The 26,190-nt window shown below is 46.9% G+C and carries 27 protein-coding genes; 4 read left to right on the forward strand and 23 right to left on the reverse strand.

Translation table 11 applies throughout. From position 1 onward, the window contains the following. Nucleotides 1-137: 137 nt before the first annotated feature. Nucleotides 138-1,106, forward strand: a complete 969-nt coding sequence (locus LZ11_RS07025) for a hypothetical protein (protein WP_222927210.1) — start codon at nucleotides 138-140, stop codon at nucleotides 1,104-1,106. An 87-nt stretch (nucleotides 1,107-1,193) separates the two neighbouring features. Here LZ11_RS07025 and LZ11_RS07030 read toward each other — a convergent pair whose 3' ends face one another. The 7 genes from LZ11_RS07030 to LZ11_RS07060 all read right to left on the reverse strand — a co-directional run bounded on the left by LZ11_RS07030 (nucleotide 1,194) and on the right by LZ11_RS07060 (nucleotide 7,680). Beyond that, nucleotides 1,194-1,727: a hypothetical protein gene (locus LZ11_RS07030; protein ID WP_148867196.1), complete on the reverse strand. Its 534-nt coding sequence runs from the start codon at nucleotides 1,725-1,727 to the stop codon at nucleotides 1,194-1,196. An 11-nt stretch (nucleotides 1,728-1,738) separates the two neighbouring features. Further along, a complete protein-coding gene (locus tag LZ11_RS07035; protein WP_148867197.1) occupies nucleotides 1,739-2,092 on the reverse strand; it encodes an MFS transporter in 354 nt (117 codons plus the stop codon). 158 nt (nucleotides 2,093-2,250) lie between these two features. Then, on the reverse strand, nucleotides 2,251-4,404 hold the full coding sequence (locus LZ11_RS07040; protein ID WP_170240319.1) for a tetratricopeptide repeat protein: 2,154 nt from the start codon (nucleotides 4,402-4,404) through the stop codon (nucleotides 2,251-2,253). A gap of 133 nt (nucleotides 4,405-4,537) precedes the next feature. Further along, nucleotides 4,538-6,007, reverse strand: a complete 1,470-nt coding sequence (locus LZ11_RS07045) for a sensor histidine kinase (RefSeq protein ID WP_148867199.1) — start codon at nucleotides 6,005-6,007, stop codon at nucleotides 4,538-4,540. Then, on the reverse strand, nucleotides 6,008-6,703 hold the full coding sequence (locus tag LZ11_RS07050) for a response regulator transcription factor (protein WP_148867200.1): 696 nt from the start codon (nucleotides 6,701-6,703) through the stop codon (nucleotides 6,008-6,010). A gap of 59 nt (nucleotides 6,704-6,762) precedes the next feature. Beyond that, complete coding sequence (locus LZ11_RS07055) at nucleotides 6,763-7,272, reverse strand: hypothetical protein (protein WP_148867201.1); 510 nt, start codon at nucleotides 7,270-7,272, stop codon at nucleotides 6,763-6,765. Nucleotides 7,273-7,359: 87 nt separating this feature from the next. Beyond that, a complete protein-coding gene (locus LZ11_RS07060) occupies nucleotides 7,360-7,680 on the reverse strand; it encodes a hypothetical protein (RefSeq protein WP_148867202.1) in 321 nt (106 codons plus the stop codon). Between the two features lie 546 nt (nucleotides 7,681-8,226). On the opposite strand from LZ11_RS07060, the gene LZ11_RS07070 reads away from it, so the two are divergent. Continuing rightward, nucleotides 8,227-8,757: a GNAT family N-acetyltransferase gene (locus LZ11_RS07070; RefSeq protein ID WP_148867203.1), complete on the forward strand. Its 531-nt coding sequence runs from the start codon at nucleotides 8,227-8,229 to the stop codon at nucleotides 8,755-8,757. Between the two features lie 82 nt (nucleotides 8,758-8,839). After that, nucleotides 8,840-9,274, forward strand: a complete 435-nt coding sequence (locus LZ11_RS07075) for a VOC family protein (RefSeq protein WP_148867204.1) — start codon at nucleotides 8,840-8,842, stop codon at nucleotides 9,272-9,274. A 170-nt stretch (nucleotides 9,275-9,444) separates the two neighbouring features. Here LZ11_RS07075 and groL read toward each other — a convergent pair whose 3' ends face one another. The 7 genes from groL to LZ11_RS07110 form a co-directional block, all read right to left on the reverse strand. Beyond that, nucleotides 9,445-11,055 (reverse strand): chaperonin GroEL, encoded by a 1,611-nt coding sequence (groL, locus tag LZ11_RS07080; protein ID WP_148867205.1) that lies wholly within the window; start codon nucleotides 11,053-11,055, stop codon nucleotides 9,445-9,447. Nucleotides 11,056-11,077: 22 nt separating this feature from the next. Further along, nucleotides 11,078-11,362 carry a co-chaperone GroES gene (gene groES / locus LZ11_RS07085; RefSeq protein ID WP_148867206.1) on the reverse strand — a complete coding sequence of 95 codons (285 nt, stop codon included), beginning with the start codon at nucleotides 11,360-11,362 and terminating at the stop codon, nucleotides 11,078-11,080. Between the two features lie 319 nt (nucleotides 11,363-11,681). Further along, nucleotides 11,682-12,617 (reverse strand): MOSC domain-containing protein, encoded by a 936-nt coding sequence (locus LZ11_RS07090; RefSeq protein WP_148867207.1) that lies wholly within the window; start codon nucleotides 12,615-12,617, stop codon nucleotides 11,682-11,684. After that, entirely contained in the window at nucleotides 12,605-13,099 is a 495-nt protein-coding gene (moaC, locus tag LZ11_RS07095) for a cyclic pyranopterin monophosphate synthase MoaC (RefSeq protein WP_148867208.1), read from the reverse strand. The genes LZ11_RS07090 and moaC overlap by 13 nt, the downstream gene beginning before the upstream one ends. 2 nt (nucleotides 13,100-13,101) lie before the next feature. Further along, nucleotides 13,102-14,076, reverse strand: a complete 975-nt coding sequence (gene moaA, locus LZ11_RS07100; RefSeq protein ID WP_148867209.1) for a GTP 3',8-cyclase MoaA — start codon at nucleotides 14,074-14,076, stop codon at nucleotides 13,102-13,104. Next, the gene (locus LZ11_RS07105; protein ID WP_148867210.1) at nucleotides 14,077-16,002 is read right to left on the reverse strand and encodes a molybdopterin biosynthesis protein; all 1,926 of its coding nucleotides are present in this window, start codon (nucleotides 16,000-16,002) and stop codon (nucleotides 14,077-14,079) included. Nucleotides 16,003-16,016: 14 nt separating this feature from the next. After that, nucleotides 16,017-17,249 (reverse strand): molybdopterin molybdotransferase MoeA, encoded by a 1,233-nt coding sequence (locus tag LZ11_RS07110; protein ID WP_148867211.1) that lies wholly within the window; start codon nucleotides 17,247-17,249, stop codon nucleotides 16,017-16,019. A 161-nt stretch (nucleotides 17,250-17,410) separates the two neighbouring features. Here LZ11_RS07110 and LZ11_RS07115 point away from each other — a divergent pair, with 161 nt between their 5' ends. Further along, a complete protein-coding gene (locus LZ11_RS07115) occupies nucleotides 17,411-18,673 on the forward strand; it encodes an MFS transporter (RefSeq protein WP_170240320.1) in 1,263 nt (420 codons plus the stop codon). Here the strand turns inward: LZ11_RS07115 and LZ11_RS07120 are convergent. From LZ11_RS07120 to LZ11_RS13025, 9 genes are all read right to left on the reverse strand, one after another. Continuing rightward, nucleotides 18,639-19,016 (reverse strand): MBL fold metallo-hydrolase, encoded by a 378-nt coding sequence (locus LZ11_RS07120; protein WP_246110745.1) that lies wholly within the window; start codon nucleotides 19,014-19,016, stop codon nucleotides 18,639-18,641. The two genes, LZ11_RS07115 and LZ11_RS07120, sit on opposite strands and share 35 nt — an antisense overlap. Nucleotides 19,017-19,134: 118 nt before the next feature. Next, entirely contained in the window at nucleotides 19,135-19,344 is a 210-nt protein-coding gene (locus LZ11_RS07125) for a hypothetical protein (RefSeq protein WP_148867213.1), read from the reverse strand. 296 nt (nucleotides 19,345-19,640) lie between these two features. Beyond that, nucleotides 19,641-19,949: a PTS sugar transporter subunit IIB gene (locus tag LZ11_RS07130; RefSeq protein WP_148867214.1), complete on the reverse strand. Its 309-nt coding sequence runs from the start codon at nucleotides 19,947-19,949 to the stop codon at nucleotides 19,641-19,643. After that, nucleotides 19,946-20,638, reverse strand: a complete 693-nt coding sequence (locus LZ11_RS07135) for a copper homeostasis protein CutC (RefSeq protein ID WP_148867215.1) — start codon at nucleotides 20,636-20,638, stop codon at nucleotides 19,946-19,948. Before LZ11_RS07135 ends, LZ11_RS07130 begins: the two co-directional genes overlap by 4 nt. A gap of 17 nt (nucleotides 20,639-20,655) precedes the next feature. Further along, nucleotides 20,656-21,990 carry a PTS sugar transporter subunit IIC gene (locus LZ11_RS07140; RefSeq protein WP_148867216.1) on the reverse strand — a complete coding sequence of 445 codons (1,335 nt, stop codon included), beginning with the start codon at nucleotides 21,988-21,990 and terminating at the stop codon, nucleotides 20,656-20,658. 78 nt (nucleotides 21,991-22,068) lie between these two features. After that, nucleotides 22,069-23,016, reverse strand: coding sequence for a glycosylasparaginase (locus tag LZ11_RS07145; RefSeq protein ID WP_148867217.1), 948 nt, complete (start codon nucleotides 23,014-23,016; stop codon nucleotides 22,069-22,071). A gap of 41 nt (nucleotides 23,017-23,057) precedes the next feature. Beyond that, on the reverse strand, nucleotides 23,058-23,366 hold the full coding sequence (locus LZ11_RS07150; RefSeq protein WP_148867218.1) for a PTS lactose/cellobiose transporter subunit IIA: 309 nt from the start codon (nucleotides 23,364-23,366) through the stop codon (nucleotides 23,058-23,060). A gap of 153 nt (nucleotides 23,367-23,519) precedes the next feature. Next, nucleotides 23,520-25,484: a BglG family transcription antiterminator gene (locus LZ11_RS07155; RefSeq protein ID WP_148867219.1), complete on the reverse strand. Its 1,965-nt coding sequence runs from the start codon at nucleotides 25,482-25,484 to the stop codon at nucleotides 23,520-23,522. Between the two features lie 431 nt (nucleotides 25,485-25,915). Further along, on the reverse strand, nucleotides 25,916-26,190 hold a 275-nt coding region (locus LZ11_RS13025; RefSeq protein WP_342782606.1), incomplete at its 5' end, for a group II intron maturase-specific domain-containing protein.

Below are 26,190 nucleotides of genomic sequence, written 5' to 3' on the forward strand. Positions count from 1 at the left end.
GAGTATCAAAGGATGATGTGGAAAAAATATACCTTTCCGCCCCTTTTTTTTCCGAAAGACAGGATTGCGTTTTTCCGATAATCCACTTTAGGATCGCACCCGAACTATTCGGTGATGTTCCGGCTTATCCGTATTATTTGCTCAATAATGTAAAGATTTTACAATCAACCCCGGAAAATTTGGCAGAAAAAATTGAAGAAAATTTGAGTCTCATAAAAAATGCCAGCGTAATTTCTACCATATCTCCTTTTGGCTTGGTGTATCCGAAACAGGAAAGCAAGGTAGTATCCATAATGGTAAATTTCGGAAAGGAGAAAATTTTAACCTCTAGGGATTACCCCCATCTTGGATTTTACCAGCGGGAAAAGGTTCTTATAATTGCCGGAAATTTTTTGGTTTCCGCCTTGCCTTTGATATATCAAATAAAAAGCTTCTTTTCCCCTCTTAACCCTGGAATATACTGGGTGGAAAATGAAGCTGTCTTTTTAGAGGCTGATTTTTTACCGGGGTCCTGCGGCGTATATCACGAAGTTGCACCTTTGATCCAGATCGCCAGGGGTTGTGCGGTTATACACGATTGCGGTTATGCTTTGGCCCTATTTAAAATGGGTTCTACTTTTAAACTTTTTCAAATAGAAGGCACCAGGGTAAATGAGCTACCGCTTCAATTCAATTTAAATTCCACCGCATTTATACAACTGCAACGCCAGCTATATGATATTAAGAATAGGTATTCCAAGGATCTTTGCGGTACCATCCCCGTTTTTAACTTTTCACGTTATGATTTCGCGGATTGTGATCCGTTCCGCTTTTACAAGGTGGATTTTATGAAATTAAAGTTATTGCGCTACATTGGTTTGATTTTCGCTCCGAAAAGCTTAGCTTCAGGTACCATTTGCGAACAAAAGAATCTTTTCGATATCAAAAAAAATCTTTTTAGGAAATTATACCTTGTAAGCAGGCGCTATGATCTTCTAAAAAGTCCCTTGGCCTTTTCGCAGGAAATTCCAATCCGCTACCTAACTTCGAGCTTCATTATTTTAAAAGTTGAACTTAGAGAAAGAGATGGCGAAATAGAGGGGATTAAACGCCAGCGCCGGCGTTAGACATTAAGGGGACGATATTTTGGGAGGTGCGGTATATCGGCTGGGGACAAGATAGAAAAATAAGCTCCCCCTTTCCCCCAGCAATTTTCATTGCCAAACCATGAATTTTTTCCTTGTCAAACGCACCCCGTAAATAAACAGAACAATTACGGGTGATAAGATAATCCCTGACGCTACTATTGCTGTAGGAATTGAAATCTTCAACGCTATTAACCCAATAATGGGACCTCCTATAATTTGGCCTAAAGCGTCTATTTGTCCGTATGTAAGATACATGAATAAAGCCATGCTAAAGTTTCTTGATAATCCAAATAAAATCATGGATATAACCATAAATACATTAATTAGGGCCAATATAAAAACCCGTTCCAATTCCCTCGTCTTCTCCATCCTTCTCTTTATATATTCAACTGCCAGTATGCTCAGCAGCATTGCACTTCCATTTATAATTCCAATCCAAACCACCGGCTTTGTATTTACTGCAGTCAGGAAGCCTATGTCCGTTAAAAAATGGGCTGTCCACAATCTATCGAAACCTTCAATATATAATCCGTATAATAAGGAAATAGCCATCATCAGCATTAACACCGACTTCCCTCTTATGAATTTAACACCTTCCATAAAGGTATGCCTCATCTGCCCCCAGGATTTTCGGTCTTCTGCAGGAGATGGTGTAAAGTTTGCTCCCTCATAAAGAACATGAATAGGGGAATGGTTCCTTCTATTACGAATGCTATGCCCATTAATATAAGCCCTATAATAACCGAAAGCTTTCTGCTTCTCATGTCCGCCACAATTCCAGTCGGTATCTCAAAAATAAAGCAAGAGATTTCCAGCGCCGTACCCACCAGTACAAGCTGAAAGGGGTTTAAGTGCAGCATATCAATTCGGTATATTTGACTTACTGTAAAAGCTAAGGAGAAGAAAAAGGCAGGGGCACCTGAATAAATTAAATAAATTAAAGGTTGTGATATGCTTCTGCTCATTAAACCGGCCTCCTTTTATACCCTATCCATTTAATTATATCATTTCTACTTAATATCAACCTTCCTCCACCGACTGCCAACTGCCGTTTTAAAAACCGTCGAGGAAGCATTGAAAAAGGGCGAATAGATCTTTTACATTCGCCCCTTATTAATGCCTCCTACTTTTTAATTTCCGAAATCAGATACTGGCCGCCCTTTTCTATAAATCTTATTTCCACCCCTTGTGCCGGGCCCGAGATTATCCTTATTGGGCCCCGGCGCTCCCCCGACGGATCGCTAAGATCTATCTGCCACTTCTGGCCGAGAGGGTCCTGCACTAATTTCAGCTCTTTCGCCCTGTCGATGAGGGCTTTACCGGTCACCCACCTTTCGGCCTCACCTTCATCGGCGGTGCTGAGGGCGTATATGAAATTCACCAGGGTGTTATACGCCGAGGGAACGACATTGAATTTCATGAGAACGTAATCATCGCCCGAAGCAGCCCCTTCGGGAGTCCCCTTAGTCCCAAATTCGCGAACCCATCTGGCCTCAAACCGCCTGTGAGGCCCCGGGTTGCTCTCCATGAAAATATCTTCCTTCCCATCTTTAAAGCCCCAAAGGTCTCCTTCCATTGTAAGCTCCGAAAGACCCCGCCCTGTAAAAGAAACCCTTGATCGCACGTTAGGCCACCGGGCGGCGGGGTGGGATGATGACCATATTACCTTCCACTCGCCGCCCTCCAGACGAAGCAGCCTGTACGCGGGAATGGGGCTTCCGCTGCCGCCGGTGGCGGAATCGTATATTACCCCCATTTCCACCGTATTGTTCCGGCCGGTGGAAAGGCGGGCGTCCATGACGGTAAAAGTCGGGGAAAATCCGTGCTCATCATCGTTGGCAGAATAGAACACCTGGGAATAAAGCTCATCCTTTTCCCACCAGAATATGGCATGGCCGTCTACATAGCCGCCCAGCACTTGAGAATCCGAAGTAAAATCCACCAGTAAAGTCAGCGGAAGGTCTCCTTCAGTATTTTCGGCCAGCAGATGGTTTATACTGATACCCTGGTCCTTGCCCCATTTATCGATGTCCTGTATTTTCTGCCACCTTTCCTCGGGTTTTATAGAAGCCATGTACCGATAAATCTTTTCGTATCCCCTGACGCCTTTCAAGCGCCGCAGGGCTTTACCGGCCGGCATCAAAGCCAGAGTCTTTTCGATGGAGTCTTCCTTAAATAGTGTCTCTGTTATTTCCATGGACCGGCGGTAACAATCCTCCGCTTTATCGTATTGCTTGAGGCTTTCATAGCTTTTGCCCATGTCAATCAAAGCCTCGGCTTTGATTTTCTTCAAATATGCGGGCTCCTCCTGCTGCCGGCTGCCGGGAAGCTCGGGCGCTTTCGCCTTTATAACATCATTCAAAAGTCCTATGGCTCTGTCGTACTGGCCCAGGTCATTTAGCGCCCTGGCTTTCACTATCATAAACTTATAATCCGGCGGGTAATCCCCTTTTAGCGAAAGGCCCTTTTCTACAGATTTCAAAGCTTTCTCCGGCATGCCCGCCTTCTGCTGGGCATCGGCCAGGTAATACCAGATAACCGGTGCGTCGGGTGCTTTTTTAAGCTGTTCTTCATAGTATTCAACTACTTTTGGAAAATACTCCGGATACAGGTCTTCCGCAGGGACCAGGCCGATTTCATACCAGCGCAGCACATCCACGGCCATGGCGGTGATGGTGTCCTTCTGCCAAACCGCCAGCTGAGCCCGTCCGTCATAGCCCTTTTCGGTGCTGTATTTTCCGGTAAGGTGCAGTATATCCAGCCTGTGATACCCCGTTCCGGCAATCTTCTTCAGCGTGTCCCCATGCCAGGAGAAAATATCAAGGCCGTTTCCGGCGGAGGCCCCGATGGTGGTTCCGATGAGTACTTCGGGTTTTCCATCGCCGGTTATGTCCTCAAATTCCAGCAAATCCAGGGCAAATCCGAAACCCTGCTGCTCCCATACCTTCTGCCATTGACCGTCCTTGAATTTGAGCACGAAAGCCCCGATTTCGTTGGTGTTATCTCCGACCCGGTAAACGGCCAGGATCTCGCTTTTGCCATCGACAGCGTCGAGGTCCCTTTGGCTGATAGCGCGACCTGAACCATACCGTTCGAGCTGTGCCCCCGGAGGCAGGAATTTCTGGACAACGGCGACCACATCCCCTTCGTTTTCGACAGGAGTGCTGACCGTCTGCGGGGGCCTTATGATGCTGGCCGGAGAAGGTAGAATACTGCACCCGGCGATCAGCGATGTCCCGGAAATTAAAATGGCAGCAAACTTTTTTAAACGGCTCATGAACACCCCTCCGTTGAAGCATATCATCGCAGCTTGAGCCTTAGCTAAGGTAACTTCCCCACTGCAATAATAAGTATAACCATTGCTAGCAAAAAAAAGGGTTATTAAGAGGTTAAAAATGGTTACAAAAAAGTTAAACGGGCAATATAACCTCGACCCGGGTTCCCTTTCCGGGCGCGCTGGTTATTTCCATGCGCCCTCCGTGAAGCCTGACAATCTCGTCACAGATGGCGAGCCCGAGTCCGCTGCCCGGCTGTTTGCTCTTTGCCTTATAAAATTTTTTGGTGACGTGGGGGAGGTCTTCCGGCGGTATGCCGCAACCGGTGTCCTCCACGGTTATTCTGACACTGACATTGTCGCTTTCAGCTCTGACCCGGACCGTGTCGCCGGCCTGGGTGAATTTGAAGGCGTTGTCCAGCAGATTTATGAGTACCTGTTTTATGCGGTTTTCGTCCGCCGGTATCTCCGGAAGTCCTTCTTCCGCGTATACTTCAAATTCTACAGCCTGCCGCCGGGCCCTCGGCATCATCTGGGTTTTTATATAGTCGAGCGTATCCGAAAGCACGACCTTATCTAAATTCAGCTTGATGGCCCCGGCCTCAAACCTTGAAAAATCAAGGAGTTCCTCCACCAGCTCCGAAAGCCTTTCGCTCTCTCTCGTTATAATTCCTAGGCCTTCTATTAACTCATCCAAATTGAGGTAAACTCCTCGGTCCGGAACGCCGGCGTTTTCGGGTAATTTTTCGTTTTCCCAAACAGCATTGCCTCCTGATGGCAAAATTCCCCGGGCGGCTGAAAGCAGCGTGATTGTCCATCCTTTAATAGCAGTAAGCGGCGTGCGGAGTTCATGGGATACTGATGCTATGAATTCATTTTTGAGTTCCTCCTGCCGCATTATTTCCTGTGCCATGAAATTCAGGGTAACTGCCAGCCTGCCTATCTCATCATTGTATCTTTTGGGAGCTCTTGCCGTAAATTTGCCCTTTGCCATCTCTTCCGCCACACGGGTTATCTCATTCAGAGGCTTTACGATGGTTTGTGACAGTACGACTGCGGCAAAAACGGATATAATCACCGCCGCCAAACCTATTGAAATTAGGATAACGGCGATTTTGCCTACCACATCATTTACGCCCTCCAGAGAAGTCACAAACCGCACAACCCCAACCACATTATCGCCGGATTTCAGGGGATAAGAAACCGCCAGCACCCTTTCTCCGGTACCGCGCATCCTCCCCCACCATTTCGACGGCAACCCCTCCAGAGCCTTTTTAACATCGGAAAAATTCACAATTCCACCCAATTCCTCTCCTGCCGAATCGGCCAGCAGCCTTGCTTCCCGGTCAATGATCTGCACCTGGGCGGCGGTAGGGGCCGAAAAGCTTTCCAGCAGAGCATTGGCGTTCTTTTCAAGGACACCATCCCGCGCCAGATATTGCCGGTAGAAATTTGCCGAGACTTCCGCCTGTTTTGACAGTACTTCTTCCACATTGCCGAAATAATACTGTCTGACGGATATTATTAGTATAATTTCGAAAATTATAACCGTCAGTAAGATGACCGCAAGAAAACTCTTCAAAAGTCTTGCTCTAATCCCCTCCAATTACTTTTCCCTCCAGCGGTAACCCATACCCCATACCGTCTCGATATATTCGGGCCTTCCGGGGTTATCTTCTACCTTTTCCCTTAGCCTCCTGATATGCACATCCACTGTCTTGGGATCCCCCACATAATCCGCACCCCAGACCGCATTCAAAATTTCATCCCTGCTGAAGGCCTTTCCGGGATTTTTCATAAAAAGCGCCATCAGGTTAAATTCCCTGGGGGTAAGGTCCAGCTCTTCACCCTTTTTTAAAACCCTGTGCCCTTTCAGGTCCAACACAAACGGCCCCGAGGAAATTTTCTCATCTTCCCAACCACCCCTACGAATCCGGCGCAGCACCGCCCGGATCCTGGCCGTAAGCTCCAGGGGATTGAAGGGCTTTACCACATAATCATCGGCCCCCAGTTCCAGGCCCATAATCCTGTCCATGTCCTGCCCCCGGGCCGTCAGCATGACGACGGCCATATCCGGCAATTTTTCCCGCAGGAGGCGGCACACTTCAAAACCGTCCATACCCGGGAGCATTACATCAAGTACCGTGATATCGGGCTTCTCTTCCAGGGCTTTTTTCACAGCTTCTTCACCGGAAGCCGCCTCAATCACTTCATAGCCGTTCCTCTTTAAGTTTATGACAATAAAGCGGCGGATGGAATCCTCATCCTCCACCACCAGTATCCTTCCGGATATCTGCTGCACTACTGAAACCTCCAATATATAACTTTTTTTGTGCAAAAAATAAGCCCCTTTTTAGAGGCTTATCCAATTTTTACTATGATACCGATTATAGCAACTAGTATGCCCAGAATACCTATAACAGAACCTATAAACCAATATCTTAAACTATTGAATTCTTTTTTGAGTTCATTTATTTCATCTTTAAGCGATCTTGTATCAGACTTAACCGAATTTATCTCAGTTTTCACTGAATTTATTTCACCTACTAATGCTTGCCTGAAACCATCAATTTGCTGCTTTACCGAATCTATTTCACCCTTTAACTCTTGCCTCATACCACCATTCTGCTGCTTTACCGAATCCATTTCACCCTTGAGCTCTTGCTTGATACCATCAATCTGTTGTTTTATTTCCTGTCTTAAGCTGTCAAAGCGTAGATCCGCATTGTTACGAAATTCGTTATGTATCTGCATTAATGTGTTGATCTGCTGCGCCAGATAAAAATAGCCTATTTCGGTAATCCTGGCTTCTTCCCCTGAACCCGAAGCGGTAACTTCTTTTTTGGCCTTTTCCAAATCATCCAGCGCCATTGAGAAAACCCCCTCGGTTTTATTATAACACAAACGGTAAAGGGGTTGTCATATATTCAAATATTTTTTTAAAAATCCGACAATCCATTATCCTGCTTTCTTTTTAAGCCGGGCTACGGTATAGTACGTCGGCCGGTCCTGGACGATGGCGTAAAATTCGGTTTCCAGCATCAGGCCGTTATACCTCAAAACTATTTCCCTCAGTTTTTCCTGCGACACATTTTCCAGAAACGCGACTATGACTGCCTTCCTAGCCCTTCTCCTTCCGGCCGCCGCCTCGATAGATTTATTATCCACCGCCGGTACGATGTCGATAACCGTGCCGTCGTCCCTCAACAGCGCCGCCACAAACGCAGGTCTGGGAGCCTTGGCCAACCTCCGCCTTACTTCAAATACGACCGAATTCATAAATTTTTACCCCCTGATCGTGTTCCTTATGAAAGTGGACAAAACCCACCTACGTTAAACTTATATGCACCGTATTTCCGTTTTTATGACGGATTTTTGTAATTAATAAATACGAACGAGTGTTCTTTATATTAACTATATAACATCGAAGACGAACTTTCAAGATGAATTCAAGTAAAATCAAAAAAATTGAATTAGATATGGCGAAGATTAAGATAAAGGTATATAATGATAATCGTCAAGCATCAGTGCTTGTGCTGTTTCGTTATATTTCCAGATTTTATATAATTATCATCTGGTTAAGATTACGGATTGGTCTGCTCTTATGGATATAACGGATAATGTGACGTTTGTTGCATCAGTTCTTCTTATCGTTACCATTATATTAAATGCAATTACTTTGCTTGTATATCGTGACAGAATAGCAAAATAGAAGGTTGAAATAATTAATTCAAATTCATAATGCAAAGAGGATTACCTCACAAAAAAATGACTTATTCCCCAGCAGCAGTGTTATAATTGAACTCGGAAAGGAGATATTTTGATATGAATATAACTATAAGACAAGAAACCGAAAAGGATTATAAGGTATCAGAATTTATTGTAAAAGAAGCCTTTAATGATGCAGTGTATAGTGACCATAAAGAACATCTTTTAGTTGCAAAATTGAGAAATAGCGATGCATTTATACCGGAACTTTCTCTTGTAGCAGAACTTGACGGGGAAATTGTAGGACATATTATGCTGACAAAAGTAATTATTAAAAATAGTGAAAGAGAATATGAATCATTAGCATTAGCCCCGGTTTCAGTTTTGCCTCAGTATCAGAATAAGGGCGTTGGCAGTGCATTAATCGTTGAAAGCCTGAAAATTGCAAAAAGACTCGGCTTTAAGTCGGTGATTGTTCTTGGCCATAGTAAGTATTATCCCCGTTTTGGATTTAAACCTGCAAGTATATGGGGTATAAAGGCTCCCTTTGATGTGCCTGATGAATCATTTATGGCATTAGAACTTGAGAGTGGAAGCCTTGATGGTGTTTCGGGAGTTGTAGTATACCCTAAGGAGTTCTATGAATAAATAGCGGAGGTTATTGTTAGGCAACAGCAGGAAAAAGCGAAGTAGAGATTATTTATGAATCTATAAAAGGAGTGTGTCTATAGTGGTTGGAGTAGAAATCGATATGGTTGTCACAGACAGCCTGAAAGCATTGGAATTATACGAAAAAATATTTGATATCGAGCGTGTTGAGGTTACAGATTTTCCCAAAGGTGAAAATGAAGTCATTTTTACCCTATACGGAGTACGCTTTCACATGTTGGATGAAAACCCAAAATTCGGGTTGAAAGCGCCAAACCCGGATGAACCTAAAACGATTTGGTTTAACATCCTTGTCCCTGACATCAAGGAAACATTTTCAAAGGCGATCAGTGCGGGCTGTACTGAGGTGCAACCGGTGACTGAAATGCCTGATTACGGAGTGTCAAATGCCATATTTATTGACCCTTTCGGCTATCAATGGATGCTGCATCAAATACACAAAGAAGTGAGTTTTGAAGAACGCACACGACTTTGGGAGGAAAAAAGGGATAATTAACAATTGGTGCATAATACGAAGTTAAATTGGTTCCCTATCTTCTTATTTTACGAATCGAATTACCCGCAAAGTTATACACAGTTTATATATAAACTAAGAGGCAAGCCTTCATTTATGTGGCTTGCCTCTTTTTGAGTTTAGATAATTTTTATCGGCGGGATTTTTTTCTATTAATACATGTCGGGGTTGGGCATGGGCTGATTCTTTTCTTTTTCGGGGATCTCGGCGACCACCGCCTCGGTGGTGAGCACCATGGATGCAACGCTGGCCGCGTTCTGCAGCGTGGAGCGGGTTACCTTGGTCGGATCCACGATACCCTTCTTGATCATGTCGCCGAACTCCTCGCGCAGGGCGTCGAAACCGATGCCCTTCTCCATGCCCTTCAGCTTCTCGACGATCACGGAACCGTCCAGACCGGCGTTATAGGCGATCTGCCTTACGGGTTCCTCAAGGGCCCTCCTGATGATGTCCACGCCGATCTTCTCGTCGCCTTCCACGCTAAGCTTGTCAAGAGCGGGCAGCGCGTTGATGAAGGCGGTTCCACCGCCGGGTACGATACCCTCTTCAACGGCAGCTTTGGTGGCGGAGAGGGCGTCCTCGATGCGGTGCTTCTTCTCCTTGAGCTCGGTCTCGGTGGCGGCACCTACTTTGATTACGGCTACGCCGCCGGCCAGCTTGGCAAGGCGCTCCTGAAGTTTCTCCCTGTCGAAATCGGAGGTCGTCTCTTCGATCTGGGCTTTGATGGAGTTGATGCGCTTCTTGATTTCTTCCTTGCTGCCGGCGCCATCGACGATGATGGTCTTCTCCTTATTGACCTTGACCTGTCTTGCCCTGCCCAGCATATCCATGGTGACGGTCTTGATGTCGATGCCCAGCTCTTCGGAAATTACCTGGCCTCCGGTCAGGATAGCGATATCCTGGAGCATGGCCTTCCTGCGATCGCCGAATCCGGGTGCCTTTACGGCTACGGACAGCAGCGTGCCGCGCAGCTTGTTAACCACCAGCGTGGCAAGGGCTTCACCTTCTACATCTTCGGCGATGATCAGGAGTTTGGCTCCGGCCTGTACAACTTTTTCAAGAATGGGCAGGAGGTCCTGGATATTGGAGAGTTTCTTATCGGTAATCAGAATGTAAGGATCATCCAGAACGGCTTCCATTTTTTCGGCGTCGGTTACCATGTAGGGGGATATGTACCCTCTGTCGAATTCCATACCCTCAACTACTTCAAGGGTGGTTCCCATGGTCTTGGATTCCTCGACGGTGATTACGCCGTCTTTGCCGACCTTTTCCATAGCCTCGGCAATGAGGTTTCCGATCTCTTCGTCGGCAGCGGATATGGAAGCGACCTGGGCTATAGCTTCTTTGGTCTCGACGGGTTTGCTGAAGGTTTTCAGTTCTTCAACAACAGCTTTTACAGCTTTCTCGATACCCTTCTTGATGAGCATCGGATTGGCTCCGGCCACAACGTTCTTCATTCCTTCATGTATTATGGCCTGGGCCAGCAGTGTAGCGGTCGTGGTGCCGTCGCCGGCCACGTCCTGGGTCTTCGTGGCCACTTCCTTTATCAGCTGGGCTCCCATGTTCTCGAAGGGATCTTCAAGCTCGATTTCCCTTGCAATGGTGACGCCGTCGTTGGTGATGGTGGGTGTGCCGAATTTCTTGTCGAGAACCACGTTGCGGCCTTTGGGGCCAAGCGTTACCTTAACGGTATTGGCCAGCTTATCGATACCCTTTAAAAGGGCTCTGCGGGCGTCTTCGTTGAATTTGATCTGTTTTGCCATCTCACATACCTCCTTCGGACTTTTACTCTATAATAGCCAGAACATCGCTCTGCCTGAGGATAAGGTACTCTTCATCGTCCAATTTGACTTCGGTTCCGGCGTATTTTGAGAATATTATTTTGTCTCCAACCTTAACTTCCAGGGGAACTTTTTTGCCGTCGATGATCTCGCCGGTTCCCACAGCTATTACTTCGCCTTTCTGGGGTTTTTCCTTAGCCGTGTCGGGAAGAACTATGCCGCCTTTTGTCTTTTCCTCTTTTTCCAGAACCTTGATGACTATGCGATCACCCAATGGCCTGATGTTCATGTTAACCCTCCTTTTAATTATATTTTTAATTGTGTAATATTATTATTAGCACTCTTCTTAAGTGAGTGCTAATGGCAATTTATATCATATCCTAATGATTTTTTAAAATCAATTTCACGCCGCCGCCCAAATCCGTTAAATTTTTTCCTCTATGCGGGATATTTGATTTTTTTTGCTTAATTCTCGTAAATTCACCAGTAATCTTTTTACTGTCCACCATTTCAATATTTTATCCGGCATTTGGAAAAATATGCATCGAATGCCATTCCGCATCCAAAAAAACCACCGGGCCAAATTCGTCCCGGCGGTATGCTTGCCTTCAAATCACCGGCTGCTTATCTATCCTGCCGCAGTCCCTCACCCGACCTCTGAGGAGCTCAATGGCGTGGGGGAGTGCCGGCAGCGCCACTTCGAGGTTTTCCCTGACGGCCTTGGGGCTCCCCGGCAGGTTTATGATAAGGGTTCTGCCGCGGATGCCGGCCACGGCCCTGGAAAGCATGGCGTTCGGCGTCTTCTCAAGACTTTTTTGCCTCATGGCCTCCGGTATGCCGGGGACCTGTTTTTCTACGACGGCCAGGGTAGCTTCCGGCGTGTTGTCCCGCGGGGAAAGTCCAGTCCCGCCGGTCGTCAGAACGAGGTCCAGCCCCTTTTCGCACATCACCAGAAGGGAATTTTTTATCGCTTCCAGGTCGTCGGGCACCATAACGTATTCCTCGACCCTTCCGTTCACGGCCTCCATCACTTCCTCTATCACCCTGCCGCTCAGGTCCTCCCTCTCGCCCCTGGCTCCCCTGTCGCTGGCGGTCAGTATTCCCACCCTGATCACGGGCACCACCTCGATCTCATCCCCAGCAGAAACCACGCCGCCCCGGAGTACCCGGGCGAAAATGCCTTCTTTCGGCATTATGCAGTCTCCGGCCTGGTGATAAATGGCGCACCTTTCATGGCACTCCTTGCCGATCTGGGTTACTTCCAGCACGACATCGTTTATCCTGAGCCTGGTGCCTACCGGCAGGCTGCAGAGGTCTACGCCTTCAGTGGTGATGTTCTCGGCAAAATCCCCGTGCCCTACCGAAAGCCCCTTCCTGCGCATTTTATCTATGCTCTCCACAGCTAGGAGACTCACCTGCCGGTGCCATGCACCGGCGTGGGCGTCACCCTCTATGCCGAATCCTTCTATCAGCCTGGCTTTCCCCACATCGCGCTTTTTCTCTCCCTTTTTCCCGCTCACGCAAACGGCCACTACTTTTCCCACGGCACCTCTTCCTCCCTCCTGAAGTCCCCGCTTGTACCTCCGCTCTTTTCGATGAGCTGGATGTTTTTAATAACCATATCTCTGTCTACAGCCTTGCACATATCGTATATGGTGAGGCAGGCCGCCGAGACCGCCGTAAGGGCCTCCATCTCGACGCCCGTCTTACCGGTACATTTAACCCGGGCCTCCACGGCCACAGCGTTCCTGTCATCTATGATGCGAAAATCCATGTCGACGCCTGCAAGAGTTATGTTATGGCACATGGGGATGATTTCCGGCGTCTTCTTTGCCGCCATTATCCCCGCCACCTGTGCTACGGCCAGCACATCGCCCTTTTTTATCCTCCCCTCCTTTATCATGCTGAGGGTTTCAGGTTTCATGAATACATACCCTCTCGCCACAGCGGTGCGCACTGTATCGCCCTTTCCGCTCACATCCACCATCCGGGCCCTGCCCCGCCCGTCGAAATGGGTAAACTCCATTTTCATCCCCCTATCTGGCACATGGTCCTTCCGGGTTTTCCGAAACGGACCACGTTCATCCTGTGGCCTTCTGGCTTTTTCATTAGCGCGCCGGTAAAGATCCTCCTCAGCTCCTCGTCGCAGGCGCCGCCCCGCAGCGCCGCCTTTACGTCGAATTCTTCTTCGGAGTCGAGACACACTTTCAGCTTTCCGTCAGAGGTCAGCCTGACGCGGTTACATTGCGAACAGAAATGCCCGGTCATGGGGGCGATAAACCCTATATACCCTTTGGCTCCGGGCAGCCTGTAGTAAACGGCCGGCCCCGCTCCTTCCCCCGGATACTCGACCGGTTCCAGTTCCCCGCCTATGACCCGGCTCATGCGGTCGGCGGGTACAAAGTCCATCCGCGCTTTTTCGGATTCACCGATGGGCATGAGCTCTATGAACCGGACCGTCAGGTTTCGCTCCCTTGTAAGGTCTGCAAAATCCATGATTTCATCGTCGTTGAACCCTTTTATCACGACGCAGTTAATCTTTACGGGCTCCAGGCCGTTCTCCAGAGCGGCGTCAATGCCGTTCAGCACGCTTTTCAGGTCGCCATTCCTGGTCATTCGCCTGAACCTTTCGGGCTTCAGACTGTCAAGACTGATGTTAACCCTATCCAGCCCGGCCCTCTTCAAATCCGCCGCAATCCCGGCAAGCAGGGAACCGTTGGTAGTCATGGCTATGTCTTTTACTCCCGGGATGCGCCGGACCATGCGCACAAAATCCACTATGCCCCTTCTCACCAGAGGCTCGCCGCCGGTAATCCTGACTGTGGATATCCCAAGAGGTACTATCGCCTTTAAAAAACGGGCAATCTCTTCAAAACGCAGTATGTCGGCGCAGGTCTTCGGCACGACTCCTCCTTCCGGCATGCAGTAGATACACCTGAAGTTGCACCTGTCGGTAACCGAAACCCTAATATAGTCTATTTCCCTTCCAAACCGGTCTTTCACTCAATCGCCCCCAATCAATTCGCCGGTTCTGGACGTGTCGTATCCGCCCAGGGATTCGATCTTCCTTTTGAACTCACCGGACCTCAGGATTTTCAACACCTTCTGCACGGAATCCATGTGGTAGAATTCGTAAGATATGGCAATGTCAAACCTTTCCGGAGCCACCGGTATAAAGTCGAGGTCCATAGCCCTGGCGGCGGCCAGAATCCCCAGTCCCGCGTCGGCCATACCCCCCGCCACGGCAGCCGCCACTGCCAGGTGGGTATATTCCTCCTTGCCGTAACCCCTGATGCACCCGGGGTCAATGCCCATCTCTTTGAGCTTCAGGTCCAGCAGTATCCTGGTACCGGCCCCTTTCTGGCGGTTCACAAAGGTCACATCTTCCCGAACCAGGTCCTCGATGCCCCTTATGCCCTTGGGGTTACCCCTAGCCACAATGAGTCCCTGCTGCCGGTAGGCCAGGTTCACCAGCACCACCCTGCGGCCCGCCAGGTATTTCCGGATGTAGGGCAGGTTGTACTCCCCGGTTTCGGGGTCCAGCAGGTGAATGCCGGCCATATGGGTCTCTCCCCGCATAAGGGCCATTATCCCGCCCATACTTCCCACGTGGGCCGAAGAAAGAGTGATTTCCGGGTAAAGCCGTTTCAGCTCGTTGGCCAGCAAATCTATAGTTACGTCATGGCTGCCGATCATGAGCACGGTGTTTTCGACCTCATCCCGATCTCTCAAAAGCTCGACCTCAACAGGCTCGCCCGACTCTATACCCTCCCTGGACTCGGGTATCCTCACTATACCGTCGGCCCTCACCACCGACATTACAACTCCTGCTCCCCGGTAGAGGGGCGAAGCTATGAACTCGCTGCCCATCCTCCCCACCTTGACCCTGAGAAATTCCAGGGTTCCTATGGATGAAACCACCCGCCGGGAGAGCCTGGCTTTTATCTTCTGCCTGCCGGGTACGGGCAGGCCCTGCATCCGGTGAACGATGGGTTTTGCAAAGAGCTCCATGGCAATATATGCTGAAACCGGATAGCCGGGAATACCTATCACCGGCTTACCGGCGATCCGGCCCAGGACCACCGGCTTTCCGGGCTTTATGGCGACACCGTGCACCAGGAGCTCGCCCATAGTCCTGATGCACTTTGCCGTGTAGTCTTCCGAACCCGCCGAAGAGCCCGCATTAATCACGACAACGTCGGCAACGGCGAGGCCTTCCTCTATCCTCCGCTTTATCAATTCAAAATCATCTTCCGCCTTTTCCAGAACCAGAGCCTCGCCGCCCCATTCCTCCACGAGACCCGAGAGCATGGCGGAATTGGACTCAATTATGTCACCAGGCTTCAGGGACTCGCCGGGGTTTACCAGCTCGGTGCCGGTGGGTATAACGGCCACTCGGGGTTTTTTTCTCACCCTGACAGCGGTATGGCCGGCGGCCAGGACGGCGCTTAGGTCCTGGGGCCTCAGGCGGTGGTTTTCGGGGACCACCAGTTCCGCAGCCGCTATGTCCTCGCCGATGCCCCTCACGTTGTCCCAGGGGGAACAAGGCGCCACTATCTCCACCTCACCGCCGCCCAGGGGATGGACTTCTTCGATCATTATCACCGCGTCACACCCGGGTGGTAATGGGTCTCCAGTATCCACGTACCAGAAATTCACGCCTTCCTTCAACCTAACCGGGGTCTTTTCACCGGCGCCGAAGGTATCTTTCGCTGAAACGGCTATACCATCCATGGCCGCAGCGTTGTAATGGGGGGAGGAAATTCTGGCGAAGACCGGTTCGGCGGTAACCCTGCCCAGGGCCTGCCTCACGCTTACTACCTCGTCTTCAGTAAGCCGCAGGGCCCCCGACTCCTCGAGGTCCCCGAAAAATTTATCTACAGCCTCCGGTAAAGACATGTTATCTAAATACACGTCTCTTTCCTTCACGCATTTCAACCCCCTCAGTACAACTCCACCTCGATATATTCCCCTTCACCGACGCCCAGCTTTTCAGGCGGTATCCTGGCAAGGCCATCGGATTCGACCATTGTGGATATCAGGCCCGATTTCCCTAAAATTGGTTTCGCCCAGAGTTCCCCGTCCCTTTCCTCCAGTTTCACCCGGATAAAATCCTCCCTGCCCGCGGCCGAGGCTATGTTCCGGGCGATCCTGGCTCTGACCTTGATTCCGCCGTAATTTGCGGGTCTTCCCAGCATCGCAAAGATAAGCGGCCTTACCACCAGCTCGAAGATGACCATTGCCGACACCGGGTGCCCCGGAAGCCCCACCACCGGCCTGCCCATGACCGCGCCGAGTATCGTAGGCTTGCCGGGTTTAACCGCAAGGCCGTGCACCACGACGCCGGGTTCGCCTAAACTCTCTATAACCTTTACGGTCAGATCCCGGGTTCCTACGGAGCTCCCGCCCGAAAGCACCACCATGTCGCTGTTCGCCAGGGCTTCCACCATCACCTTGCAGAGCTCATCAAAATCGTCTCTAACCACGCCGTAAGGGCGCGGTATCCCTCCCCATTTCTGGACCTGGGCCGCGAGGGAATATGTGTTCATATCGCGGATCTCACCGGGTTTGATCTTCTCACCCGGAGGTCTGATCTCATCCCCCGTCGATATCACGGCGACCACCGGTGGAACGGCCACCTTCAACTTTTGCCGCCCTATACCGGCCAGGGCAGCCAGATCCTGAGGCCTGAGGGTGTGGCCCTTTGGCAGCACGAGGCTACCTTTTTTTACGTCCTCTCCCCTGAATATCACGTTTTCTCCCGGTGCCACAGGTCTTTCTATAACCAGGGTGCCGTCATCAAACTGTTGTGTATATTCAAGCATAACGACCGCATCGGAACCCTCCGGCAGCATCCCTCCGGTGGAAATCTTCATGGCCTGACCGGGTTTCAGGGAAACCTCCGGCCGTTCCCCCATCCTTATCTCTCCCACCACCTTCAGCAGTGCCGGTATGGATTCTCCTGCACCAAAAGTATCCCGGGCCATGACGGCGTAGCCGTCCACCGTAGAGCGGTCAAAGGCCGGTATGTCTTCGGAAGAATACACATCTTCGGCCAGCACCCGGTTCAATGCCGGGAGGAGGGGGACTTCTTCGCACTTCACCGGTATATTCCCCAAACTCTTTTTGAGCGCGTCCAGGGCGTCCCTTACGGTCCTGGCATCGAAAAGCCGCATACTGGAAACTCCTTTGCAAGCATTTCAAAAATATTTTCATAATCTGATATATTCTATACTTCGGCCCCCGATTCCTCCCGGTCCCTCAAAAATATTTTTGCTGCAGAGAGGAATAAACAGTCTTATGTCGAACATAAAATCTGGAAATGGGGGTTTTCAGAGTGGAAGAAAGAACAATGTCGGAAAAGGAATTTTATAACAATTTTAACGCCCTTAGCTATGACGCCATTTTTTTTGCGGCGTTCAACGGCTTTCTGGAACCCGGAACGGTGGTGGCATCCTTTGTGAGCAACCTCACCAGTTCGCCGGTGCTCATCGGCCTCACCACCACCATAAGGACCTGCGGCTGGTATCTTCCCCAGCTCCTGGTGGCCCGAAGGGCCGAGGCGTTACCCCGGAAAAAACCCCTTGTGGTTGTTGCCGGGGGGCTATTGAGACTTGCCGCCGGGATGATGGCGCTATCGACCCTCATCGCTGCGAAAAATCCCTCGCTGGCCCTAGCCCTTTTCTATACACTTTTCATCGTTATGGCGTTCTCGGACGGGATCAGCGGGGTTCCCTGGATAGACCTCTTCGCCAAGTCCATACCCCCGGAGCGGCGGGGAGCGTACTATACCAAAACCCAGTTCCTGGGAGGTATTCTGGCCTTTGCAGCAGGATTCCTGGTAAAGGCCATCCTGAGCAGCGATCGCTTTTCCTTTCCCTACGATTATTCTGTCATATTTTTCCTGGGATTTATTTGTGCTACCGTATCCTACCTTTCTTTTTTAAGGCTGAAGGAAGCCGAAGACGGAGTGCCGCGCCAGTGCGAAAGCCTCGCAAAATACCTGATGGGAATCCCTGTTGTTTTCAAAAAAGACGGCGACTTCAGGCTCCTGATAACGGTAAACACTCTCCTCAGGTTCTTTTTCATGCCTCTGCCGTTTTACGTAATATTCGCCCGGGAGGTCCTGAAGCTGCCCCAGGACAGTGTCGGTATTTTTGTATCCGCCCAGATGCTGGGCTACATTCTGGCCGGCGTTTTTTTCGGCAGGATCAACGATTTTTACGGCAGCAGAAGAGTGGTGCTGCTGACGGCAAAGCTTACGGTTATACCGCCGGTTTTAGCCCTGCTGAGCCTGTTCCTTTACAGGTTGAATCTCCCCTTCCTACCGCTTTACGTCCTGATATTCGCCCTCATAGGAGCCACATACAGCGGCGTCTGGGTAGGCATCTTCAACTATCTATTAAAAATCGCTCCAGAAGAAAAAAGGCCCCTTTACATAGGCCTCTTAAATACCCTGACAGCACCCACCACGTTCCTGCCGCTGCTGGGTGGGGTCATCATCCAATTTCTGTCCTACGTGCACCTTTTTGTTATAACGGCGGTGCTGGTGTTTTCGTCGGTGGTTACGGCTTACGCCCTGAGGGAGATAGACGCGTAGCAAATCTTAATTTACCGTGCATCGCCGGTGTGAGCTGCAGCCAGCCGAAATCAAAGGTATAATCACCGCCTATGTGCATCGGGTGGACCTTCGCACCTTTTGACTGGCAGTAAGTTGCAAGCTCGTAGGGAGCGATTATGGTGGCATCATTGGCCTTTGCTATTTCTATCGCATCCCCTAGGTGATCCCCGTGGCCGTGGGTTACGAGTATGTAGTCCACCTTCACCTGTTCGGGCTTTATATCGGAAAGAGGGTTATCCTTCAGCCACGGGTCTATGATGAGATTGAACTTAGACGAACTTATTGTGAAGCATGCGTGGCCGTGAAACGTGACAGCAACCACAGGTATACCTCCCCCACATAATAAGTACCTGCCAACAATTTACATCAGAATTATAGAATAGTCAATTAAATCTTACGAAAATACTTTGGGCTAAATTCTCTTCCCGGTATCCTGTCGATTATCCGGTTAATCTTCGGTTTATTATCTCTAAAACCTTATTTACCACAGTATCATAAGGGTTAACCAGGCCTTTTGTTTCCGGATTGTTTTTTTCCCATTCGAGATATTTTAAATAATCCTCATAAGTTAACTCCGCAAAGATATCCGGCTCGGTGCCGAATTCGGCGTTTGCACTTCCGTCGGGGTTTAGAACCATACCGTTTTCCAAAATAAATCTCCCCCAGGAACATAATATCATCTTTCGGACCCTTGTTAAGCGTATTAGGATTCTAATGCAAGGTAAAATAGCCATGTCTAATTGCTTATCATAACCTTGCCTCCAGTTAGGTTTTTGGTTTTGCCCACCTTTAATTCTAACCAGAGGGGTAGGGGGGCTCAATACTTTTTTAAAATTTCCTTTTTACACAATTATACGGACTGTCTAAAGTAGATATAACAAAAAAATCATGGCTCAATAACGAACCATGACCTCATAATTTATAATGTGAAAATGTTTATAAATTTTCATTTAATTTTTGCCAGTTCCAACGCCATATCCAGTACGGCTTCTCCGTTCATTGTCCCATAAATTTGAGAATTTATTACCTCAACAGGAATCCCCTTTGGAGTTGCTATTTCTCTGACTTCATCAAGAACATACCTTGCCTGCGGTCCCAGTAGTATTACATCCGCATTATCCAGTTCTTCGTACATATCAGAAGTAGATAATGCAACAATATCGGCATTGATGTTTCTATTAGCCGCAGCTTTTTTCATTCTGTTCACCAGCATACTCGTTGACATTCCCGCAAAACAGATCAATACTATTTTCATAAATTGTCGCCCTCTTCTCTAACAATTTTAACAATATCTTTAAGGCTTTGTTCGTTAATTTCACCAAAAGGAGATCTATTATCCCGCACAGCAGTCCCAAAATGAAACGCTTTTGCTCCCGTTTCTTTAACCACCCGACCTATGTTTTCAAAGTTTAAACCTCCTCCGGCCATAACAATTATATGACCGGAGTTTTTTATCATTTTCCTGATTTTCGGGATATTTTCGACAATCCTTCCTTTCCCACCAGAAGTCAAAACAGTCTTAATTTGGGGATATCTCGAAAGTATTCTGATTCCATTAATAGGGTCCTCCAGTTCATCTATAGCCCTATGGAAGGTTACATCTAGACCATCGCATAAATTAAGCAACTCTTCAATAAAACCCTCGTGTATTTCTCTTTTTTCATTAAGAGCTCCGATTACCACTCCATTTGCTCCCAATTCTTTCGCTATTCGAATATCTTCCTTCATTATTTCGATTTCTTCCCGGGTATATATAAAAGATTTCGAATGCGGCCTTATCATAACATTCACCGGGATTGTTACCGACTTTACCACTTTATCTATCATTGCATAGCTCGGTGTCAATCCACCTTCTGTAAGGGCGCTAACGAGTTCTATTCTGTCGGCTCCACAGGCTTCAATGCGTTTTGCATCTTCCGGAGTCATGGCGATAACTTCAATCATTATTCAATTCTCCTGTCTCACAATTTTAAACTTTCACCTTTATTATAGACCTTTTCATTTTCTTCGGCTACTCTTTTTTTATCCATTATCGCTATAAACGGCCACCATATTAACATCACAATCAGAATATCGACAATTTGAAGAATAGCTCCGGAAATGTGTCCGGTAATTAAGAAACCCTGAATTATCGGAGGAGTTGTCCACGGTATAATAACCCCGGTGGGCCTTGCTACAAGATTAAGCGCCATCGCCTCATAATTGACTATTGTAATGGCAACTGGTCCAAGTATGAGCGGTATAATCCCGATGGGGTTCAAGACTACCGGCAAGCCGAACATTATTGGTTCGTTTATATTAAACAACCCTGGCGCCAGGGACATCTTTCCAAGCTCTCTATACTGCTTAGATTTAGCTCTGAACATAAGTAAAAAGACTACTGCCAAGGTTGCACCAGCACCGCCTATCCATATCATGTCGAAAAACTGCTCTGTAATTATATTCGGTGGGAGTTTTCCCGCTTCAATTGCTGCGAGATTGGCATCCTGCAACGGTACCCAGAACGGTCTCATGATCCCGTTGACTATAGTGCCGCCATTAAGACCTATGGACCAAAGTAGACTTATAGAAAAGACCGTGCCAATGGCCCCTAACAGGTTGTTGGCCACCATTGACTGCATGGGAAGAGATACCAACTTGTAAATGAAATCATGAATGTACTGATACGGCGTTTGAAGAAACAGCAATCTTACCAGCAGCATGGTATCTATTATAACAAAACCCGGTACAAGGGCAGAAAAAGCTCTTGAAACGGCAGGAGGTACACCTTCAGGCATTTTAATGATAATTCCCTTTTTTATAAAGTAATTGAACATCTCTGTCACAACTAAGGCTGTTATAATAGCTACAAGTATACCGTTAGTCCCGTACCATCCACCGACGGTTATTACTCTTGAAACAGTATGAGTGGTGCCGTTTATGTCTATTGTTGTCTTAATAGGCGTTAAAAGGATAAAGGAAGCGATACCGAGCATGGCGGCGGAAAATGAGTCAATTCTATATGATTGTGCCAGCTTGTATGATATGGATGCTACAATATAAAGTGACATTATGTCATAGGTTACCCTTTTGGGCAAAATAATGAATTGATTAAATTCCTCTCCAAACAATTTTACCTGCAGTTCCTGCCATCCGGGTGCGGGGAAATCCTGAATAATTATAAACAGAGAACCGATAATTAAGAACGGCATGAATGAAATAAAGCCGTCTCGGATGGCCGCAAGATGCCTCTGCCCTGCGAGTTTTGTGGCAAAAGGGGCAAACTTGTTTTCCAGGAAATCTTGAATCTTATTCATGCCCTTTTCTCCTTTCCTGATAATTAAAGTTCGTATCTCTCTTTCAGCAAAGTATTTAAGTTAATCTTTATGGGAAGATTATACTGGCCTTGTAATTTTTCTCTGATACTCCTGAAGCCATTCCTCTGACGCCTCTTCGAAGATAACCTTACCGTTTTCGGGATGAGCCAGATATACTTTCGGCATACTGACACCGGTTGCCACGACGAAAGAGAATTCTACATTGGTACCAACCCCCCATTCTCCTTTATTATTTAAACAAACGAGAGATATCGCTCCCGCTTTACCGCTCCTTTGCTTCAGTTTTTCACTAAAGTTGAAAACCGCTTTCTCGGCAGCCTGCTGAGGATCTATCCCACTTTCCATCAATCGAACCGCCTCATATGAAAGGCATCCCTTCATTATATCCTCCCCAAGGCCCGTTGCCGCTGCACCGCCAATTTGACTGTCCACATATAACCCCGATCCGCAAATCGGTGAATCTCCCACCCTCCCTCTTTTTTTCATAAATAGTCCACTTGTTGACGTGGCCGCGGTCATATGTCCTTTTTTGTCAAGGCATACAATACCCACTGTGTCATGCCCATCGTACGGGCTAAGGTTTTTTTCATAAATTTCTTTGACCCTTTTTTCCCAAGTTTTCTTTGCCCTCTCCGTTAACATGTTCTTTCTCTCGAAACCGTTTTTATGCGCGTATTCCTCCGCTCCGCTTCCGACAAGAAATATATTGAATTTTTCATGGCTCAATTTCCGGGCTATGGATACCGGGTTTTTAAAATCCCGTATTCCTCCAACCGCACCAAAAGACAGCGTATCTCCGTCCATAAAGGCCGCGTCGAGTTCGACTTCACAATTTTCATTGGGAAGGCCGCCGTATCCCACGGATTTGTACAGTGGAAAGTCCTCGACGATTCTAACGGCCTCCTCTACAGCATCGCCTGCATCTCCGCCATGTTTCAATATTTCTGTCGCAGCAATTATGCCCTCAAGACACATTCGCCAAGTACCTATTATCGCCCATTTCATGCATATCTTCCTTTCGACACTTTGATTCGGAAAAATAAAAATCAGCCAAGCCTTTTATATAAATTTATAATTTCTCTTATAAGCGGTTTTGCCAGCATGGCGTTCATGATATGGTCCTGAGCGTGTACCATTAAAATAGAATATTCAGATCTATTTCCCCGGGATTCTTCTGCTATTAATTCTGTCTGCACTTTATGGGCTTGTAACAAAAAATCATCCGCCTTTTGCATCAACTTTTCGGCTTCTTCAAATTTACCGTTTCTTGAAAGTTTCATAGCTTCGAACATCATCGATAACGAATCTCCTGCCGCTGATATTATCCGAAAAGCTATTTCTTCTATTGATTCCATTCAATTCACCTTCCAGTTTTTCTTTTGAACATAATTCCCGCAATATATAATCACCCACATTATAAGCCCATTAATAAAAATACATCAAATAAGTTTTTTCCTAATCAAACGGAAATTTACAAACAAAAAACTTCGCAAAAACTGCGAAGCCTTTTATTCATTCTCATAGTTTAAATTTAATAATCTTGACTTAAAATCGTAAAAATCCCGGGATTCTATCAAACTGCTTACTCCTCCAGGCCTGTCAATAGCATCAATAATATGATTATACAAAGCATCCAATTTTTTTCTGTCCCCTGACTTTATAGCAAACATCAAGACAAGCTGTACTTTGTGTTTCCCCCACATAACGGGTTTGTTTAGAATGGCAACCGAAATCACCGTTTCATAGGCACTCATAAGAACTGGGTGGGGTATTGCTACAAGATTATCGAAGGATGTCGATGATAGCTTCTCTCTTTCTATAACAAGTTGAGGATAATTTTGGGGAACATAACCTTTTTCATAAAGCTCTTTTGCCATAAAATCAATAACCTGAAATTCATTTTGAAACACAAGATTTTTATAAAAAAGTTCTTCTTTGAAAAACTTGTCTGCTTCACCGCGTAAGCTTTCAGTTTTACTTTCTGCACAATAGAGATTCAAAGTATTATCAATCAATTTCTTGTCCTTCTCATCAAGAAAGGGCGATATTATAATAGTATTTATAGGAAGGTCATGTTCTAGCGGTACTGTAGCGAATATAAAGTCGGGGTTATCTTTTTTAATCGAATCAAGTTCCATGAATGAAAAAACCCCTAGAACTTTTATCTTTTCTTTATATATCGAATTAATTTTAGAAAGAAGTATATTAGATGTAGTATACCCTGTCGGACAAACAATAGCTACTCTTTTGGGGAAGTTTTTGTTTTCCGTGTACCTCTCAAATGCAGCCCCAAGATGGAGGGCAATAAAACCTATTTCATCTTCATTTACTTTTAAACCGGTTAACCTGCAAAATTCTCTCGAAAGAAAGACGGCTATTTCAAAAATAAAAGGATATCGTCTTTTTAAATCTTCCAGTATAGGGTTCCTTAGAACCATTCCACTTTTGATCCTGAAATACATTATTTTTAAATGAAGACACAAACCGATTAATAGAGTATCATCACGCGTAAAATCTATGCCGTATTCCGTAGCTATTGAATTCAGCAAAGCCGCGGTTAAGGAGATATAGTATGGTTCAACGATATCTTTTAATTCATTGCGGTTTGTACAGGTGCATTGTATTTTTTCCCTGCCTAGAATAAGGTATGAAACATATAATACTTCCTCCGGCGGGAATTTAATCCGAAATTCATCTTCCAGTTTTGTACATAATTCCTTTGCTATTTTATATTCCACTGTATTTACCATATTTTTGCAACTAGTAGAGATATCAAGAAAGTTTGTATTCTTTATCCTATCTACAGTTATTGCAATATGAATTAAAAGATTTACTACAGCCATTTCGTTTATGGAAAAATTGTATTTTTTAACTGTTTCTAACAGGTGTTTTTGAATTAAATCCAAATCTACATCCTTGAAGTATTTCTTATATTTTGATACATCAAAGAAACTGCCGTTTGTTTCTTTGAATAACAGCTCGCTCAGTAAACTCCTCTTATCTTTTTCACTCCCCTTGAGGAAAATTTTTGAGGACTTTTTAACAACTATTAAATCTCTGTTGTTTGCACTCACTATCTTGTTTAGACGCCTCAAATCACCGACTACAGTTGATTCGCTTACCATAATTTCATCCGCAAGTTGGTAAATGTCTAATTCTTTTTTTTCAAAAATTAGCTTTTTCAGGATGTAGTTTATCCTTTCATCAGGATTGTCAGGCGAATCAACCCTGGCCAGTTTTAATATTTCTCTTGCTTTTTCGCAATTTTTTATACGGTAACCTTTCCTTTTCATTGAGGTAATAATTTCTTCACTATCTTTTGTAAGAGAGTTTATGTATGCAATATCATTTCTCACCGTTCTGTCGGTTACCCCTAGGACTGCAGCGATATCTTGCCCTTTTACCCAGTCTTTTCGGGTTAACAGATATCTTAATAACATTTTTTGACGCGTATGGAGATAAAAATATTCCAATAGGTACACCTCCTTTTTGTATTATTATTTACAAGAGTTTTCTCCAAGTATGTTATGGGGGGGGGGCTGTCCCCCTTATCAAAAAGATCCCCTTTATTAATTCGCTCATAAATGCTTTGTGGAACTCCTCACGACTCATATACCTCAGGCTATATCAGAGGGATATTTCGCCAGGGGGTTGGTCAATTCCTTTTCGTTGCTCCTGGATTATTTACGCCGGTGGTGAGATAAGGCGGCTATTAATTTGTGATCCAAAGAGTCCTTCACCGTTCAGACTATAAAATTTGAATTGGTAATTGTAAATAAAAGTTGCCCCAGGAAAACTAGGAATTGAAATGGTGTTGTGAATTCTTTACGCACTATAGAGTAGGAGGGGGCGGCTAACCCCCGTCCTCTCACACCACCGGACATGCGGGTCCGCATCCGGCGGTTCAACAAGCTTGACGAAGAGTTTGGTAGCGTTCGGTTAAGCTCAGCAGGCCCTGGGTTTGCCAGTAGGCGTTGCCCAGGGCTCTATTCATTGGCCCGTGGGCCATCCGCCACGGCCCTTTACGAGCGTTGGCGAGTTCATTTACTGCCCACTCTGGTAGCCCCAGTGCACGCAGCTCGCGGTATCTTGTCCGTACCCGCTTCCACTGCTTCCAGAGGCACATACGCAGCCTCCTCCGCATCCAGCCTTCCAGGTCCTTGAATACGCTGGGTGTTT

Source organism: Thermosediminibacter litoriperuensis (assembly GCF_008124715.1).
Taxonomy (GTDB): domain Bacteria; phylum Bacillota; class Thermosediminibacteria; order Thermosediminibacterales; family Thermosediminibacteraceae; genus Thermosediminibacter; species Thermosediminibacter litoriperuensis.